The sequence below is a fragment of the Microbacterium halophytorum genome (genome assembly GCF_002970975.1).
Taxonomy (GTDB): Bacteria; Actinomycetota; Actinomycetes; order Actinomycetales; family Microbacteriaceae; genus Microbacterium; species Microbacterium halophytorum.
The window spans coordinates 47,785-64,007 of sequence record NZ_KZ672984.1; the positions used below are offsets into that span (position 1 = coordinate 47,785).

At 70.4% G+C, this 16,223-nt stretch carries 17 protein-coding genes and 1 tRNA gene; 8 read left to right on the forward strand and 10 right to left on the reverse strand.

Features of this window, described 5'->3' with window-relative positions:
- Positions 1-93 precede the first annotated feature (93 nt).
- The gene (locus C0010_RS05020; protein WP_105565983.1) at positions 94-1,320 is read right to left on the reverse strand and encodes a cation:proton antiporter; all 1,227 of its coding nucleotides are present in this window, start codon (positions 1,318-1,320) and stop codon (positions 94-96) included.
- Positions 1,321-1,377: 57 nt separating this feature from the next.
- On the opposite strand from C0010_RS05020, the gene C0010_RS05025 reads away from it, so the two are divergent.
- The 3 genes from C0010_RS05025 to C0010_RS05035 all read left to right on the forward strand — a co-directional run bounded on the left by C0010_RS05025 (position 1,378) and on the right by C0010_RS05035 (position 2,552).
- Positions 1,378-1,851, forward strand: a complete 474-nt coding sequence (locus C0010_RS05025; protein ID WP_105565984.1) for a tRNA (cytidine(34)-2'-O)-methyltransferase — start codon at positions 1,378-1,380, stop codon at positions 1,849-1,851.
- Between the two features lie 73 nt (positions 1,852-1,924).
- A tRNA-Ala gene (locus C0010_RS05030) sits at positions 1,925-2,000 on the forward strand.
- A 90-nt stretch (positions 2,001-2,090) separates the two neighbouring features.
- The gene (locus C0010_RS05035) at positions 2,091-2,552 is read left to right on the forward strand and encodes a GNAT family N-acetyltransferase (protein WP_232531726.1); all 462 of its coding nucleotides are present in this window, start codon (positions 2,091-2,093) and stop codon (positions 2,550-2,552) included.
- A gap of 21 nt (positions 2,553-2,573) precedes the next feature.
- On the opposite strand, the gene C0010_RS05040 is transcribed toward C0010_RS05035, so the two are convergent.
- The 4 genes from C0010_RS05040 to C0010_RS05055 form a co-directional block, all read right to left on the reverse strand.
- Positions 2,574-2,849 (reverse strand): type II toxin-antitoxin system RelE family toxin, encoded by a 276-nt coding sequence (locus tag C0010_RS05040; RefSeq protein ID WP_105565985.1) that lies wholly within the window; start codon positions 2,847-2,849, stop codon positions 2,574-2,576.
- 20 nt (positions 2,850-2,869) lie between these two features.
- The gene (gene relB, locus C0010_RS05045) at positions 2,870-3,142 is read right to left on the reverse strand and encodes a type II toxin-antitoxin system RelB family antitoxin (RefSeq protein ID WP_198410845.1); all 273 of its coding nucleotides are present in this window, start codon (positions 3,140-3,142) and stop codon (positions 2,870-2,872) included.
- A 95-nt stretch (positions 3,143-3,237) separates the two neighbouring features.
- On the reverse strand, positions 3,238-3,450 hold the full coding sequence (locus C0010_RS15120; protein WP_105565986.1) for a hypothetical protein: 213 nt from the start codon (positions 3,448-3,450) through the stop codon (positions 3,238-3,240).
- Between the two features lie 194 nt (positions 3,451-3,644).
- Positions 3,645-4,307, reverse strand: coding sequence for a DUF998 domain-containing protein (locus C0010_RS05055; protein ID WP_198410846.1), 663 nt, complete (start codon positions 4,305-4,307; stop codon positions 3,645-3,647).
- A 79-nt stretch (positions 4,308-4,386) separates the two neighbouring features.
- On the opposite strand from C0010_RS05055, the gene C0010_RS05060 reads away from it, so the two are divergent.
- From C0010_RS05060 to C0010_RS05080, 5 genes are all read left to right on the forward strand, one after another.
- Positions 4,387-4,863 carry a MarR family winged helix-turn-helix transcriptional regulator gene (locus tag C0010_RS05060; protein WP_105565987.1) on the forward strand — a complete coding sequence of 159 codons (477 nt, stop codon included), beginning with the start codon at positions 4,387-4,389 and terminating at the stop codon, positions 4,861-4,863.
- 103 nt (positions 4,864-4,966) lie between these two features.
- A complete protein-coding gene (locus C0010_RS05065; RefSeq protein WP_105565988.1) occupies positions 4,967-5,920 on the forward strand; it encodes a LysR family transcriptional regulator in 954 nt (317 codons plus the stop codon).
- A gap of 127 nt (positions 5,921-6,047) precedes the next feature.
- Positions 6,048-7,067 carry a putative oxygenase MesX gene (locus C0010_RS05070; protein ID WP_105565989.1) on the forward strand — a complete coding sequence of 340 codons (1,020 nt, stop codon included), beginning with the start codon at positions 6,048-6,050 and terminating at the stop codon, positions 7,065-7,067.
- Entirely contained in the window at positions 7,064-8,089 is a 1,026-nt protein-coding gene (locus tag C0010_RS05075; RefSeq protein WP_105565990.1) for a methionine synthase, read from the forward strand. Before C0010_RS05070 ends, C0010_RS05075 begins: the two co-directional genes overlap by 4 nt.
- A 290-nt stretch (positions 8,090-8,379) precedes the next feature.
- Positions 8,380-11,886: a hypothetical protein gene (locus tag C0010_RS05080; protein WP_105565991.1), complete on the forward strand. Its 3,507-nt coding sequence runs from the start codon at positions 8,380-8,382 to the stop codon at positions 11,884-11,886.
- A 117-nt stretch (positions 11,887-12,003) separates the two neighbouring features.
- Here C0010_RS05080 and C0010_RS05085 read toward each other — a convergent pair whose 3' ends face one another.
- The 5 genes from C0010_RS05085 to galU form a co-directional block, all read right to left on the reverse strand.
- Entirely contained in the window at positions 12,004-12,474 is a 471-nt protein-coding gene (locus tag C0010_RS05085) for a hemerythrin domain-containing protein (protein WP_105565992.1), read from the reverse strand.
- Positions 12,471-13,049, reverse strand: coding sequence for a dihydrofolate reductase family protein (locus C0010_RS05090; RefSeq protein ID WP_105565993.1), 579 nt, complete (start codon positions 13,047-13,049; stop codon positions 12,471-12,473). Before C0010_RS05090 ends, C0010_RS05085 begins: the two co-directional genes overlap by 4 nt.
- A gap of 155 nt (positions 13,050-13,204) precedes the next feature.
- Positions 13,205-14,533, reverse strand: a complete 1,329-nt coding sequence (locus C0010_RS05095; RefSeq protein ID WP_158685320.1) for a coiled-coil domain-containing protein — start codon at positions 14,531-14,533, stop codon at positions 13,205-13,207.
- Positions 14,534-14,611: 78 nt separating this feature from the next.
- Complete coding sequence (locus tag C0010_RS05100; RefSeq protein ID WP_105565995.1) at positions 14,612-15,226, reverse strand: GNAT family N-acetyltransferase; 615 nt, start codon at positions 15,224-15,226, stop codon at positions 14,612-14,614.
- Between the two features lie 77 nt (positions 15,227-15,303).
- Complete coding sequence (gene galU / locus C0010_RS05105) at positions 15,304-16,191, reverse strand: UTP--glucose-1-phosphate uridylyltransferase GalU (protein WP_105565996.1); 888 nt, start codon at positions 16,189-16,191, stop codon at positions 15,304-15,306.
- Between the last annotated feature and the right edge of the window lie 32 nt (positions 16,192-16,223).

Here is a 16,223-nt window from a genome sequence, read left to right on the forward strand (position 1 = left end):
TGTGCGGACGCGATCTGTGAAATCGTACCCGCTCTGGAGGCGCCGCCCGGTCCGTCGGCGGGCTTCGCGCCGGGCTCGACGCCGCGCGCGGGCTCAGGGACGCGGTGCCGGGGCGCCTGACTTCGCCTGTGCGGCCAGCAGCAGGTGGGCTATCAGGGGGAACACGAGCACCGTGACGGCGCCTCCTGTGACCATGACCGAGGCCGTCGTGGTCGAGATGATCTCGCTGCTCACGGCGACCTGCGTCACGGCGACGATGATCGGCAGGCCGACCGCGCCGTAGAACCCGAGCGCGAGCTGCTCCCGCCAGCCCCGGATGCCGCTGTCGGTGCTGCCGAAGCGCTCGCGGAGGAAGATGGGCAGCCCGCGGACGAGAGCGATCGCCGCGACGAAGCCCAACAGCATCGGCCACTCGGCGATGACGGCGCGCACGTCGATGCCCATGCCGCTCGTGACGAAGAAGACGGGGATCAGGAAGCCGAAACCGACGATCTCGACCTTGTGGGCGATCTCGGTGGCGTGCTTCGGGTCGATCGCCTCGAGCACGGCGCTCGCCAGGATGCCTGCGGCGAAGGCACCGAGCGCGACGTCGAGCTGGAACACCGCCGTGATGAGCATCAGCGTGACGAGCAGCAGCACGGTGAATCGCATCATCGTCTGCATCGTCGTGTTCGACGCCAGAGAGAGCGCCTTCGTCAGCAGCGGCACGCGCCGGAAGAAGCGCCCCGGCAGCGCGACGGAGAGCGCCGCGAGCACGGCGAACAGCACGAGCAGCCCGGCGGAGACCCACGTGCCCCGCGTCGACAGCAGCAGCGACATCGCGACGATCGGCAGCAGCTCGCCGTAGGCGCCGTGCACCATGACGGCCTTGCCGAGGGGGCTGCCCATCCGGCCGGAGTCCTTCAGGATGGGCAGGAGCGTGCCGAGCGCCGTCGAGGTCGACGCGATGCCCAGCGTCACGGCCTCGAGCCAGTCGCCGCGCACGAGGAACAGTGCGGACCCGATGCCGAGCGCGGCGCAGATCAGCCACGTGATCGCCGCCTGCTTGCCCTGCTTCTCACGCATGTCGCGGGTCTGCACCTCGAAGCCGGCGAGCAGGAACAGGAAGCCCAGCCCGAGCTCGCGGAGGAACTCGACGGCCTCCGTCTGGTGCGCGATGTCGAGAGCGTAGGGGCCGAGGACCACGCCGAACACGAGCAGCCACACGACATCGGGCACGTACTTGCGCGTGAGGATCGCCAGCATCGGCGCGACCGCCGCCGCGAGGGCGATCCACCAGACCGACGCCAGGTTCTCGACCAGCAGGTTCCCGTGTTCCACCTGCTCAGGGTAATGGGGCGCGGCGCCCGCTCATGTCGCGGGCGTAGCGTTGCGCTCGTGTTCCACATCGTCTTCTACGAGCCGCAGATCCCGCCGAACACCGGCAACGCCATCCGGATGTCGGCGAACATCGGCGGCGAGCTGCACCTGATCGAGCCGCTCGGCTTCGACCTCTCGCACGCGAAGCTGCGCCGAGCGGGCCTCGACTACCACGACCTCACTCACGTGCGGGTGCACGCGGGCTTCGACGCCGCACTCGCTCATCTCGCCGAGCACGGCACCGGTCGGGTGTACGCCTTCACGGGGCGCGCCGAGCGCTCGTTCGGCGACGTCGCCTATGAGCCGGGCGACGCCCTGCTCTTCGGCCGCGAACCGGACGGGCTCCCGGATGAGGTGCTCGCCGACCCGCGCGTGACCGCCCTGGTGCGCATCCCGATGGCGCCGGGCAATCGCTCGCTCAATCTCTCTAACTCGGCGGCTGTCGCGGCCTACGAGGCCTGGCGCCAGAACGGCTACGCCGGCGCGGCCTGAGCCCGACGCGCCCGGGTGCCGCGGGCGGTCGGGCGCCCGCGCGAGTTCTGGTAATGTGTATGAGGTTGATCGAGGGGCATTGGCGCAGTTGGTAGCGCGTCTCGTTCGCAATGAGAAGGTCAGGGGTTCGAATCCCCTATGCTCCACCACCGGAACCCGGCATCCACGGATGCCGGGTTCTTCCGTACCAGCCGCGTCGCTACGCGCACGGCACGGTTGTCGAAGGGCAGGATGACCACGTGATCGAACTCCGAGACGCCATCCCCGCGGACGCCGAGGCCATGGCCGATGTGCAGAACGCGATCCACCGTGCCGGGCTCCGCGCGAGCCCCGTCGACGTCGCCCTGATTCAGGAGCGGTACCTCGGCGTCGAGCACACGATCGCCTGCACCATCGCGGAGCAGGACGGCAGGATCGTCGGCTTCCAGTCACTCAAGCTCGCGTGGCCGGGCAACCCGTACGACGTGACGCCCGGATGGGGCATCATCGGCACGCACATCGACCCGACAGCGGGGCGCAGCGGCATCGGCCGCCGCCTGTTCGCGGTGTCCCGAGCCGCCGCGGTGGTCGCGGGGCTGCGCCACATCGACGCGACGATCGGCTCCGGCAACGCCGGCGGCCTCGCGTACTACGCGGCGATGGGCTTCGTGCCGTACCGGGAGGAATCGGACGGGGCCATCCCCCACCGCCTCGATCTCTGAGGAGGCTGAAGCCCTCAAGCCTCAGGCGGGCTCGTCGTAGATGCGGCCGCGATGGCCGACGTCGAGAGCGACGACGACCAGTTCCGTTCTCCTGACGCCGACGATTACCCGATAGTCACCGACGCGGAGCCGCCAGAGACCGGCCTTCGAGTGGCGCAGTGGCTTGAGCCTGACCGTAGGGTCGGGCAGTTCGACGAGCCCGAACAGCGCGACCAGCACTCGCCTCTGCATCCGGCGGTCGAGCCTGCGGATGCCCTTGTCGAACGCGCTCGTCCGAACGAGCTCGTAGCCGGTCATCGGTGGGTCTGAATCCTCGGCTACTCGGCCGCGGCGACTCGCGCTTCGGCGCGAAGCTCATCGGCGTCGAACCCGAGTTCGTCGACCAACTCATCGATCGGGCGAGCCTCGATCGCGCCGCGCCGGATCGCTTCGACCTGCGCGTCAAGACCGGCGACGTATTCGAACTCTGCGAGATGCTCCTCGAGGAGGCTGCGCACATAGAACGACTTGGGCCTGCTCGTCGCTTCGGCGAGCCGGTTCAGGCGGTCGCTCAGCTCATCCGGGAGCCGCAGCGTCATCGTGTGTGACATGTAATACATCGTGCGCCGGCGCGCGGTATTCCGCAACCCTACGGTCAGTTCGACCGCGCCGGCGCGCTCGCCACACGGGTCGCGCCCCTGTTCAATCAGGAACGACCGCCCGCGGGAGGCCGACCCCGTCCTTCGGGGCAGGCCTCCCGCGGCGCTGCTCCGCGCGATTCCGCGGCCGCCGACGGCAGGCGCAGGAATGCCGCGATCAGGATGGCCGCGGCGAGCGCGATCGCCGCGCTCACGCCGATGGCGAACTTCTGCCCTGGCAGCAGCGTGGCGGCGACGACTCCCGTGGCCGGCGCCGACATCACGGGCGCGCCGAGGGCGACGAGCGCGGCCGCGATCGGCAGCCAGGTGCCGAGGTGCGCCCATCCGTGGTGCCCCCGCGCTGTCGATGCCGAACACGAGCGCCACCGGCGCGACCGTGATGGTGACCGCGCCGGGCACGTCGAGCCGCTCCCGCTACCGGCGCAGGCAGAATCAGCGCCGACCGCTGCGACCGTCACGCGCGGCGCGCGGCGTCCGGGTGGGGCACGGCGCGGTAGACCCAGATCGACGCCGCCAGCAGCCAGGCGAACCCCGCGACGACCGCGACCCAGAGCAGCGCCACTCCGAGTGGACCCGAGGAGAGCGCGGCCCCGGCGATGAACGCCACGACGATAACCGCGCCCGCGACCCGACACCAGATCGCCCGACTGCGCTCTCCGCGCGCGACGAAGAACCCGGCGACAAGGAAGGCCGCCACAGCGAGCGCGACGAACTCCACGGCGCCCGCCGCCAGGTGGAGGATCCCGCTCGCCGTCGCGGCCTCCGCCGCACCGGCGGGGAAGCCGCCCGCGGGATCCGGGCGGAACACGCCCGCCAGAACGATCGCCGCACCGGCGACGATCACGGCAGCACCCGCGCCGCGACCCCGCCCGCGAACGGCCCTGAGCATCCCCCACCCCGCAACGACGACCATGAGGCCGGTGAGCGCGAAGTTGGTGATCTGGAGCCAGTCGCCCTCACCGAGGGTGAGCAGGCTGAGCGCGTGCCGCGACAGGTCGAAGCCCTCGCGGGTGAACGCGAGGGCGAGCGCAAAGACAAGGTAGAACGGGCCGGCGACCACTCCCCAGCCCAACATCGATCGTGTGACCGCCGCACTGCGGTCGAACTCGTCGTTCATGTTATAACGGTAACTGAAAGATACGAAAACCGAAACATCTGATCGAGAGACGATCTGTTTCACCCGTGAGGAAGTGGATTTGCCCGACGAACCCGTCCCCGACATCAACCATGGCGACTCCGACGCCTGGCGGGTGCTGGATCGATACCGCGAGCTGGAACTGCAGCTGGCGATCTTCGGGCACCACCTCAGCGCCAAGATCGGCATGCGCCCGGTCGATCTGCAGTGCTTCAACCTGGTGCACCGGCACGAGCAGGTGACCATCGGCGAGCTCGCCCGCTTGCTCGAACTGCGACCGGCGACGACGACGGGCATCGTCGACCGCCTCTCCGCGCAGGGCTGGGTCACCCGCGACCGCGACGGCGCCGACCGCCGCACGGTGTCGGTCCGGGTGCTCCCGGATCGCCTGCCCGAGCTCTTCGGCCATCTCGCGCCGCTCGGCGAAGAGCTCTCGGCGATGCTCGACCGCTTGAGCGCAGACGAGGTCGGCGTCATCGCCGACTTCCTGGACCACGCCGCCGGCGCGACCCGCCGGGCGACCACAGGCGATGCGTGAGCCGGGGACGGTGCCGGATGCACGGCGGCCGCCGCGTGCCGGATGCGCCGCGCCTCGCCATCGAACCACACCACCGGCTGGACGACTCCGATAGCTTGTGCCTATGGCACGCGACGCGATCGGCACGGCGAACGGCATCACCCTGCAGCAGCTGCGGTACTTCGCGGAGGTCGCCGCCGAAGGTTCCATCTCCGCGGCGGCCGACCTGCTCTACGTCTCGCAGCCGACGATGTCCGCCGCCATGAAGGATCTCGAGCGCCGGGTCGGGCAGGCGCTCTTCATGCGCTCGTCGCGCGGCGTGACCCTCACGGAAGACGGCACCGAGTTCCTCGGCTACGCCCGCCAGGTCGTCGAGCAGGCCGAGCTCCTCGAGCAGCGCTACCTGGGCCGCCCGCCGTCGCGCCGCCTCCTCGCCGTCTCGGCCCAGCACTACTCCTTCGTCGTCGACGCGTTCGTCCGGATGGTGAAGGCGACGGATGCCGCCGAGTACGCGTTCACGCTCCGCGAGACCCGCACGTGGGACATCATCGAAGACGTCCGCACGCTCCGCAGCGAGATCGGCGTGCTCTATCGCAACGACTTCAACCGGAACGTCATCGACAAGCTCCTGCGCGAGTCGGGGCTCGTCTTCACACCCCTCTTCCTCGCGACCCCGCACATCTTCATCGCGCGGACGAACCCGCTCGCCGGGCGCGAGCGGGTCACCCTCGACGACCTCGAGAACGTGCCGCGGCTCACCTTCGACCAGGGCGCGAACAACTCCTTCTACTTCGCCGAGGAGATCCTGTCGACCCGCTCGTCGAAGCAGGACATCCGGGTCAGCGACCGGGCGACGATCTTCAACCTCATGATCGGCCTCGACGGCTACACGATCTCGACCGGCATCGTCTCGGACGACTTGGACCCGTCCATCGTCGCCGTGCCGCTCGACGTGGACGAGCGCATCGAGATCGGCTGGATCGGGCACAGCTCCGTGCGGATGACGGGGCAGGCGGAGCGCTTCGTCGCCGAGATGCGCGACGTCGTCACCGATTTCGGCGTCGAACTGCTCACATAGCCTGCGCCTATGCCTACCCCATCAGGATCTCAATGGGGCTATAGCTGCGCCTCGTGCCTACACTGGCGTCCACGACGCGGGGACCCACCCGCGCTCCGCACGCGACACGATGAGGCACCAGACCACCATGGCGACCGAGTTCACGTTCAGCATCCGCACGACCCCCTTCGATGAGGACTACTCCCCTGCGGCCGATTCCCGCGCCACCACGAACTTCGCGAACCTGGCCCGCGGAGACGATCGCCGGCGGAACCTGCGGGGCGTCCTGGCGATGATCGACGGCCGCTTCAACGAGCTGGCAGCGGCCGAGAACCCGAATCGCGACAGGTATCACGTCGAGCTCGAGATCGTGTCGGTCGACCTCCACCTGACGGACGGCGCCAGCGGCGGCACCACCCCGGGCTTCCCCCTGATCGAGATCCTCGATGTCACGATCCTCGACCGGGCGACGGGCGAGCGCATCAAGGGCATCTCGGGCAACAACTTCTCCTCCTACGTGCGCGACTACGACTTCAGCGTCCGCCTGCCGCAGCACAAGGCGGTAGAGCCGGGGCTGCCCGGCGACTTCGGCGAGCTGCACGGCAAGCTCTTCCAGCACTTCCTCGCGTCCGACGCCTACCGCGAGCGCTTCGCGCTGTCGCCCGTGATCTGCATCAGCGTCTCGACGAGCCGTACCTACCAGCGGCTGGGCAACCGGCATCCGGTTCTCGGTGTCGAGTACGGGCACGACGCCGACTCGCTGACGGACGAGTACTTCGGCAAGATGGGCCTACAGGTGCGGTACTTCATGCCGGATGGATCGGTTGCGCCGCTCGCGTTCTACCACCGAGGCGACCTGGAGGGCGACTACTCCGACCTGGCTCTCGCCGGCACGATCGCCACGATGGAGGCGTTTCAGAAGATCTACCGCCCGGAGATCTACAACGCGAACGAGCCCGCCGGCGAGGTGTACCGGCCGACGCTGGAGAACGCCGACTACACGGTGCTCGACATCGCCTACGACCGCGAGGAGCGCGCCCAGCTGGGCAAGACGCAGGGCCGGTTCACCGACGAGCACTTCATCACGCCGTATCGGGAAGTCCTCGACGAGTGGGCCGCGACCCGCCCGCTCGCCCTGGCCGGCGCGGAAGCGGGGAGCCGTCGATGAGCGCGCTCCTGCCCACCTCGACCGTCGGCAGCCTGCCCAAGCCGGCCTGGCTCTCGGAGCCCGAAAAGCTCTGGTCGCCCTGGAAGCTCGAGGGCGCGGAGCTGACCGAGGGCAAGCGCGACGCCCTGCTCCTGGCGGCGGGCGAACAGCGCGCCGCCGGGCTCGACATCGTCAGCGACGGCGAGCAGACGCGGCAGCACTTCGTCACGACGTTCATCGAGCACCTCAGCGGCGTCGACTTCGAGAACCGCGAGACGGTGCGCATCCGGGATCGCTACGACGCGAGCGTCCCGACGGTCGTCGGCACCGTCGGCCGCGAGCGACCGGTGTTCGCCGACGACGCGAAGACGCTCCGCGCGCACACCGACGCCCCCATCAAGTGGGCGCTGCCGGGCCCCATGACGATGATCGACACGCTCGCCGACAAGCACTACGGCAGCCGCGAGGAGCTCGCGTGGGAGTTCGCGGCCATCCTCAACCAGGAGGCGAAGGAGCTGGAAGCCGCCGGCGTCGACATCATCCAGTTCGACGAGCCCGCCTTCAACGTCTTCTTCGACGACGTGAAGGATTGGGGTGTGGCCGCCCTCGAACGCGCGGCGGAGGGCCTGCGCTGCGAGACGGCGGTGCACATCTGCTACGGCTACGGCATCAAGGCGAACACCGACTGGAAGGCGACGCTGGGGGCCGAGTGGCGCCAGTACGAGGAGTCGTTCCCCCTGCTGCAGCAGTCGAACATCGACATCGTCTCGCTGGAGCGCCACAACTCGCACGTGCCGGTCGACCTCATCGGTCTCCTCCGAGGCAAGAAGGTGATGGTCGGCGCCATCGACGTCGCGACGGACGCGGTCGAGACCCCGGATGAGGTGGCAGCGACCCTGCGCGGCGTGCTCGAGTTCGTCGACGCCGACAAGCTGCTCCCCAGCACGAACTGCGGCATGGCCCCGCTGGCCCGCGACGTCGCGCGCGGCAAGATGTCCGCCCTCGCGGCGGGCGCGGCGATCGTGCGGGCGGAGCTGGCCTAGCGCGGCCACCGGAGCGGCGACGAGGCGCCACCGCCTCGGCCTCGTCCGCTCCAGCGGCCGCGCAGTATCCAGGCGGATCAGCAATATCGAGGACGAATCCCGCGAGAAGGTCCTCGAAGATGCGGAATCTCCTCGATGTTGCGCGGGCCGGACGAACGCCCGGGTCGGACGTCGCTCTTCCCAGCAGACCGGTATTCGGCCATACTGTGGGCGGAGGGCCCGGCCCTCCTTCCCGTGCGATCTGCCCGCCTTCGCCATGGGAGCGGTGTCGCTCCCGGATTGAGCTGCCCATGCGTCCTCGCCGTCTGCCCGCCGAACCGAAGCTCCGCACCCGCGCACTGCGCGCGATCGTCACGGCGGTGCTCGTCGCGGGCGCGGTGCTCGTACCGGTCTCCTCATCCGCCGCCGCGCCGATCGTCATCGACGACTTCGGCGGGGCGCAGATCTCCGCACCGACGATCGCCGTGTCGAACGGCGGCGGCACGAGCACGACGCCGACATCGACGGCAGGCGACGGCGTGCACCGCTTCGAGCTCTTCGGCGACGGCAACTCCATCACGTCGGCGGAGTTGGACTATTCGTTCGACGAGATCGACCTCACGTCGGCGGGCTCGAACACGCAGTTCATGGTGGGGCTGGACAGCGTCGAACGCGGCCCCGATCTTCCCCCGGGCCAGACCGCCGTCAGCACGCAGATCACGGTGACAGATGCCTCGGGCGCGACCGGCCAGTACTCCACCGGGTTCGCGAATACGGCGGACTTCGACCTCGTGCTCAACTTCGCCTGCGCCGGCGGCACCACGACCTGCTTCAGCGGCGACGTCGACTTCACGCGCGTGACGGGCGTCACCCTCAGCTTCTTCTATCCCCAGAACTACGACTCCGAGTACTCGACGGTCGTCGTCGTCGATGAACTGAGGACGACTCCTACCGGCGGCACGCAGCCACCTCCCCCCGTTCCGGTGATCGCTCTGGAGACGCCGACGACATCCGGAACCGTGTGGGTGCAGGGTGCGGCCGAGCTCAGGTACTCGGTCGACTTCCGCTCCAACGGCGCGAGCACCGAGATGGCCTCCGTCGATCTGTCCCTGGCGTCCGTCGTGACCACCGGCTCGCTCGACGCGTCGATCGCCGCGTCCGCCGACCCCGGCGGTGGCGCGTACGAGATCACCGTGTGGGTCGCGTCAGGGTCGGGCACCGTGGCAGTCTCGTTCCCGGAGGGGGCGGGCACCGACACCTGGGGGCAGCCGAGCGCTGCGGCGACCGGCCCGGCCGTCTCGGTCTCGCAGGGCGAGGCGCCGAACATCGACGACCAGGTCTTCGCGGCACGCTTCGGGCAGGAGTTCACCGGGTCGCTCACCGCCTCGGGCACTCCAGCCCCGACGTTCAGCACGCAGACGGGCCTGCCCGCCGGGCTCGAGCTCGCCGCCGACGGGTCTCTCACCGCCGCCGACAACCTCCCCGCCGGAACATACGACGTCACGGTCCGTGCGACCAATCCGCTGGGGGTCGACGAGGCGACCGTACGCATTGCCGTCGACGACGTCAGATTCACGAGCCCGGCCGCGGCCGAGTTCAGCACGACGGCTCCCTCGCACTTCCTGGTCGCCTGGGACGCGCCGGAGGGCACGACGATCAGCGGCTACGACGAGCTTCCCCTGGGGCTGACTGCGGCACCGGAGGCACACGCCCTGCACATCTCGGGAATCGCCGATCGCACCGCGGCAGGAGTCACCGTGCTTCCGCTGACCCTTACCCCGCCGTCGGGACCGCCCGTCGTGCAGGAGCTCTCGCTCACGGTGAATGCCCCGCCCGCGTTCATCGGCGAGCTGGGCTTCACACCGACCGTCGGAGTGCCGTTCGAAGTGACGGTGATGACGAACGGCTGGCCAGCCGCCGAGGTGAGCCTGCTCGACGCGCTGCCCGACGGGCTCGAGTTCACGGACAACGGCGACGGAACGGCCACCATCAGCGGTACTCCCGTCGGCGCGACCGGGATATCAACCGTCACGGCGAGCGCTGACAACGGAATGGGCACGGCGTCCGCTGACCTGACCTTCGACGTGCGCTCAGCGCCGACGCTCGCTCCGATCGCCGACCAGCAGGTCGAGGCCGGCACAAGCGTCAGCGTGCCGCTGGTCACGGGTGGATCCCCCGCGCCGACGGTGACGGCGGACGCACTGCCCGATTGGATCGCGCTGACGGGCGACGCAGATGCCGGTTGGGCGCTGCGGGTTTCGCCGACCAGCCCGGACGACGCGGCGACGATCACACTGACGGCGGCCAATGCAGTCTCCTCCGAATCCCGCTCCGTGTCGTTCACGTCGTACGAGCTGCCGACGATCAGCGGCCCCGAGAGCGTCGTACTGGTCGCGGGGCAGGATGTCCCCGCCGGCACGACCTACGAGGTGGCCGGGTCGCCGGCCCCCGAGGTCGAGGTCAGGGGACTCCCCGCCGGTGTCTCCGCCGAGGTCGACGGCGGTACCGTGACGCTCACCGGCGTGCCCGATGAGGCGGGCGGCTCTGCCGCGACCATCACCGCGACGAACCCTTACGGCCGCGAAGAGCTCACCGTCGCGATGACAGTGGATGCGACCCCGGAGCTGGCACCGATCGATGCGGCGGAGGTTCCCGTCGGGACGTCGTTCACACGCGAAGTGCAGGCGACAGGGCAGCCGACGCCGGCGCTGACAGCGAGCGATCTCCCGGCCGGTGTGACCTTCACGGATCACGGCGACGGCACGGGCACACTCGCCGGTGAACCGGCGGATCGGGGCGAGTCGGTCACGACGATCCACGCGGAGAACCGCGCGGGTGCGGCTTCCACGACATTCGCGCTGACCGCCACCGCTCAGCCGGAGTTCGTCTCCGGCGGCGCGATCGCCTTCGAGCGCGGCGTGGGCGAGGAGTTCACGATCGCGACCGAGGCATACCCCGTGGCGGCGCTCACCCTGGCGGGCGATGCGCCCGCTGGGCTGGCGTTCACCGACAACGGCGACGGCACGGCCACGCTCTCGGGCACCGCGAGCGACTCAGGCCGCGAGAGCCTGCAGATCACGGCGGACAACGGTTCGGATGTCGCCGAACAGACACTCGTCGTGACGGTGTGGGAGGCGCCGGTGTTCACGTCGGCGCCGACTGCCGCCTTCACCATCGGCGAGGAGGGTGAAGCGGCGATCACGACGACCGGTTTCCCCGTGCCGTCGCTCACGCTGACCGGGTCGCTGCCCTCCGGCCTGTCGTTCATCGACAACGGCGACGGAACCGGGTCGGTCTCGGGAATTCCCGCGGACGGAACGGAAGGCACGTTCCCCGTCACGATCACGGCGACGACCACCATCGATGCACCGCCGGTCGTGCCGAGCTCGGGCTTCGCTGCGCTGGCGGCGCAGACCATCGGGCGCACGCAGGAACTCAGACTCGACGTGGCTCCGGCTGACGTGATCGACGAGGAGCCCCCTGGCGACACCGATACCCCGGACGACACCGATACCCCGGATGACACGGCCACCCCCGACGACACCGGCACCGGCGACGACACCGGCAACGCGGACGGCACCGGCACCGACGACACCGACAACTCGGGCGACACGGACACCCCAGACGACACCAGCACCCCGGATGACACCGGCGCCGACGACGACGCCGGCAACACGGACGCGTCCGGGACCGCTGGCTCTGCCTCGGAAGCGCTCGCGGTGACGGGCGGTTCAGGCGATTGGGCACTGCTCGCGCTGGGATTCCTCCTGATCGCCCTCGGAGTCGTTGCACGCAGGTCCCGCGCACGGATGGAATAGGGAGCCGCCCCACCCGCGCTGGCCGCCGCGCTCCCGCTCACGCGGGGGTGTCGGCCATGCGACTCCGAGGAACGTCGCGCAACGCGTCACGGGCGCAGGTCACCGACGAGCAGACCGCTACAGCGGCCCGAGCACCCGCTCCACGTCCGAATCGAGCGACAGCGCGTCGAGCACCTCGAGCAGCGCCTTCTCCTCGAAGCGGAAGTGGCTCTCCATGATCGCCGCGATGCCCTCGAGATGCCGCGCGACGGCATCCGGAGATGCCTGCCCGTCGATCGCGGCCTCCAGGCCCGCGATCAGGTGCGCGATCATCGAGTGATCCTGCTCGAGCTTGCGCAGCGTGTCGCGCAGCTCCGGATGCTCGGCCGCGATCGCCGGGAACAGCTCGCGGTCCTCCCCCTCGTGGTGCTGCGTGAGCGCGACGCAGAAGCCATGGCAGTACAACAGGAGATCGCGGGCCGCGTCAGGAGTTGGCGCCCCCACAGCGAGGGCATCCTGGCTGAGTGACAGCGCCTTCCGCAGCTGCGCGTGCACGCGGCGGAGCTCGTCGCCCCACGCCACCACCCGGTCGCGCTCGCCCGTCTTCACTGCGCCCCGCCCGCGGCGCGCGCCGGAACGGCGTACCGCAGGATGACCCCGCCCGTCTGCGTCACGCTGCTCTCCGCGAGTTCGAGCGGGCGCGGGGCGTCGGCGGGCTTGAACAGGGGCGTTCCCGCACCGAGGATCACCGGGGCGATGCCGACGAGGAGCTCGTCGACGAGGCCGGCCCGAAGGAGCGAGTCGGTCAGAACGGCGCTTCCGAACACGTACACGGGCCGGGAGTCGGCCTGCTTGCGCCGCGTGAGCTCGCCGACGATGTCGCCCGTCACCTCAGTGTTCTGCCACGTCGCCTCCGTGAGGGTGCGCGAGGCCACGAGCTTCGGTGCGGTGTTCATGTACGACGTGATGTCGGGGTGCTCCTCATCGGCCGAATGCCAGTACTCCGCCATGCCTTCGTACGTGACGCGCCCGAAGACGAGCAGGCCGAGCTCGTCGCCGAACGCCAGGCTCAGCCGCTGCAGCTCCTCGCCCCAGATGTACTCGTGCAGCCGGAGGTCCCACTTCTCCTCCCCCTCGAAGTATCCGTCGAGAGAGACGATGTTCCAGACGATCAGCTTCCCCATGAGCGTGCCCCTTCGCGTGTGACCTCACTCGCAGGCTACGCCCCCGCGGGCGTTCGCGCTGTCGTCGGCGTCTGCGCCTCGAAACGTCGACGACGGCGCGAAGTCGATGACGGCGTCCGGATGCCCGGGGCGCGCGGCGCGCGGCGCGGGAGGCCTCAGCCGGCGCGACGGGCCAGGAACTCGCGCATGTGACGCTCGTTCTCTGCCTCGTCGACGTAGCCGATCGAGGCGTAGCGCGACGGCTGCTTCGGGGCCGCGGGCGGTGCCGCGTCGGCCTCTGGCACCCGTGCTCCCTCGACGCCGGCCGGATCGACGTCGACCGCCGCGTCTGCGCCGGTCTCGGCGTCGCCGCGCGCGGACCGCGCCTCGTCGAGCGCGACCGGGGCCGGGTTCATCTGCTCGGCCTTGTCGCGCAGCGCCTCCTCGCGGGCGGCTTCGAGCAGCTGCTCGCGCGCGGCCCGCGCATCGGCGGCCGTCGCCGTGGTCGACCCCGCGGTCGACGCGAGCGGGGCGGGGATGCGCCGCGGCGTCCATCCGCGGTCCGCGGCATTGATGAGCTGCGGGCGGCTCTGTCGCGCGACCCGGCTCGCCGCGGCGGCCCGGTCTGCCTCGTCCGCGCCGTTCGCCGGCTCCGAGGCCCGCGCCGCGGCGGCCCTGCCCGCGACCGCGGCCATCCGCCGCAGCACGAGCGCGCCGACGGCGAACATCGCGGCGCCCCCGACGGCGAAGCCCGCCCACGCCGCGACGGGCGCCGCCGACACGGCGAGCAGGACGCCCCAGGCGACGAGCCCGAGGCCCGTCGCCGCGACGAGCGTCGCGATCAGCCGCAGCCGCCGCCTCGCTTTGGCCTGGCCGTTCACGGCGCGCTCCGCCCGTTCGAACCGGCTCGATTCATCCGCTGCATCTCGATGCTCCATCCGAGCCGATGCCCCCGCGGGCGCGCGAGGCGCCAATACCTCGACCGGCGCCGAGCCGCGAGCCGCGTACGACCGCGTCTGCTTGCGCTCTTCCCTCTGTTCGGCGGCGCGCACCGCGTCGTAGCGCATCTGCGCGTCGCGCTCCCGGGCGTGCGCCCGGCGCTCCGCCTCGACGGCGCGCTCGGCGTCGCGGCGTTCCAGGGCGGCGCGCTCGGCCTCGATGCGGTCGCGTCGCTCTTCGAGCTCGGCCCTGGCTCGCTCGCGCTCGAGACGCGCCCGCTCGGCCTCGATCTCGTCGCGCTCCCGCCGGAGCCGCTCGACCTCGGCCTGCGCGCGTCGCGCGGCCTTCTGCTGCGCCCGCGCCTGCCGGGTGGTCAGCTCGACGCGGACCTCCTGCGGCGCCTCGCTCGTCTCGGCCAGCACCCGGAGCGCGCGATTCAGCCGCAGTGCGTTCCGCTCCGCCGCGTCGTAGCGCGCGCGGCGGAGGATGCTGGGCATCAGGTACAGGGCCCACAGCAGCACCGCCACGAGTACGACGACCCCGCCGCCGAGCACCTGTCCCTCCATGTCCGCAACGCTAAGCGAGCGCGGCCCGATACCGCAGTCGACGCGCGGGCGCAGCGCGATCGCATCCGCGGCCGGGCTCTAAGCGGCGGGGATCTCCCCCGCCGTCGGCGGTACCCGGCCCTCGACCCAGCGCTTCAGCACGCCGTCCGGCACGTCCTCGCGCACCAGCGCGAACGCGTAGTGGTCGCGCCAGTCGCCGTCGATGTGGATGAAGCGGCTCCGGTAGCCCTCGTACCGGAACCCGAGCTTCTGCGCCACGCGCAGGCTCGCGACGTTCTCCGGCCGCATGCAGATCTCCATCCGGTGCAGCCCGAGCTCGAAGAAGCACAGGTCCGTCGCCAGCGCGACCGCCGTCGGGGTGATGCCCTTGCCGGCGAAGCGCTCGCTCACCCAGTAGCCGATCGTCGCGGATTCGAGCGAACCGCGGGCGATCCCCCAGACGTTGAGCTGCCCGGCGATCTCGCCGGCGTACTCGATCACCAGCGGCACGCCGCCGCCGTCGCGGTGCTGCTGCAGGAGCCGCCGGATGGACAGCCGCATGTCGATCGTGCCCGCCCCGCGCGGGCTCGTCGCCTCCCACGGCTGCAGCCACGCGCGGTTCGTCAGCAGCTCGTTCTGGAGCACGCGGGCGTCGCGGGAGCGCACGAGCCGGATGGACACGGCCCCGTGGCCGCGTGACAGATTCGAGTCCATGTGCACTCCCGCGGCAGAATCGCTCGTTGAAGCCCCAGGCTACTTCGCCTGGGGCCCCGCCGCGCGCTCGGCGCGCCTCACAGCGTGGCTGCGAACTCCTTGATCCACGGGCGCAGGTCGGGGCCCAGATCCTCGCGGTCGGACGCGATGCGCATGATCGCCTTGATGTAGTCGAGCTTGTCGCCCGTGTCGTACCGGCGGCCCCGGAAGATGACGCCGTAGACATCGACGTTCTCGGGGTCGACGGCGACGTCCTTGAGCGCATCGGTGAGCTGGATCTCGTTGCCCTTGCCCGGCCCCGTGCGCTCGAGCACCGGGAAGATATCCGGCGTGAGCAGGTAGCGGCCGATGATCGCGAGGTTCGACGGAGCCTCCTCCTTGGCCGGCTTCTCGACGAGGTCGGTCACCTTCACGACGTCGGGGTCGTCGGTCGCGTCGACCGAGGCGCAGCCGTACATCGAGATGTGGTCGGGGTCGACCTCCATCAGCGCGATCACCATCGCGCCGCGCTGCTGGTTGACCTCGATCATCTTCGGCAGGAGCGGGTCGCGCTCGTCGATGAGGTCATCGCCCAGCATGACCACGAAGGGCGAATCGCCCACGTGCTGTGCCGCGCGGGACACCGCGTGGCCGAGCCCCTTCGGCTCCCCCTGGCGCAGCATGTGGATGTCGGCGAGGTCGCTCGTCCGGGTGACGTGACCGAGCTTGCGATCGTCGCCCTTCTCACTCAGCTTCTGCTCGAGTTCCGGAACCGAGTCGAAATGGTTCGCGATCGCGGTCTTGTTGCGACCGAGGATCATGAGCACGTCGCGGATCCCGGCGGCGACAGCTTCCTCGACGACGTACTGGATAGCTGGCTTGTCGACAACCGGGAGCATCTCCTTCGGCGTCGCCTTCGTTGCGGGCAGGAATCGCGTGCCGAGGCCGGCGACCGGCATGACAGCCTTGATCTTCGGTGCTTCCATGCGCCCACAATAGGTCATGCGCGCCGAGTCGC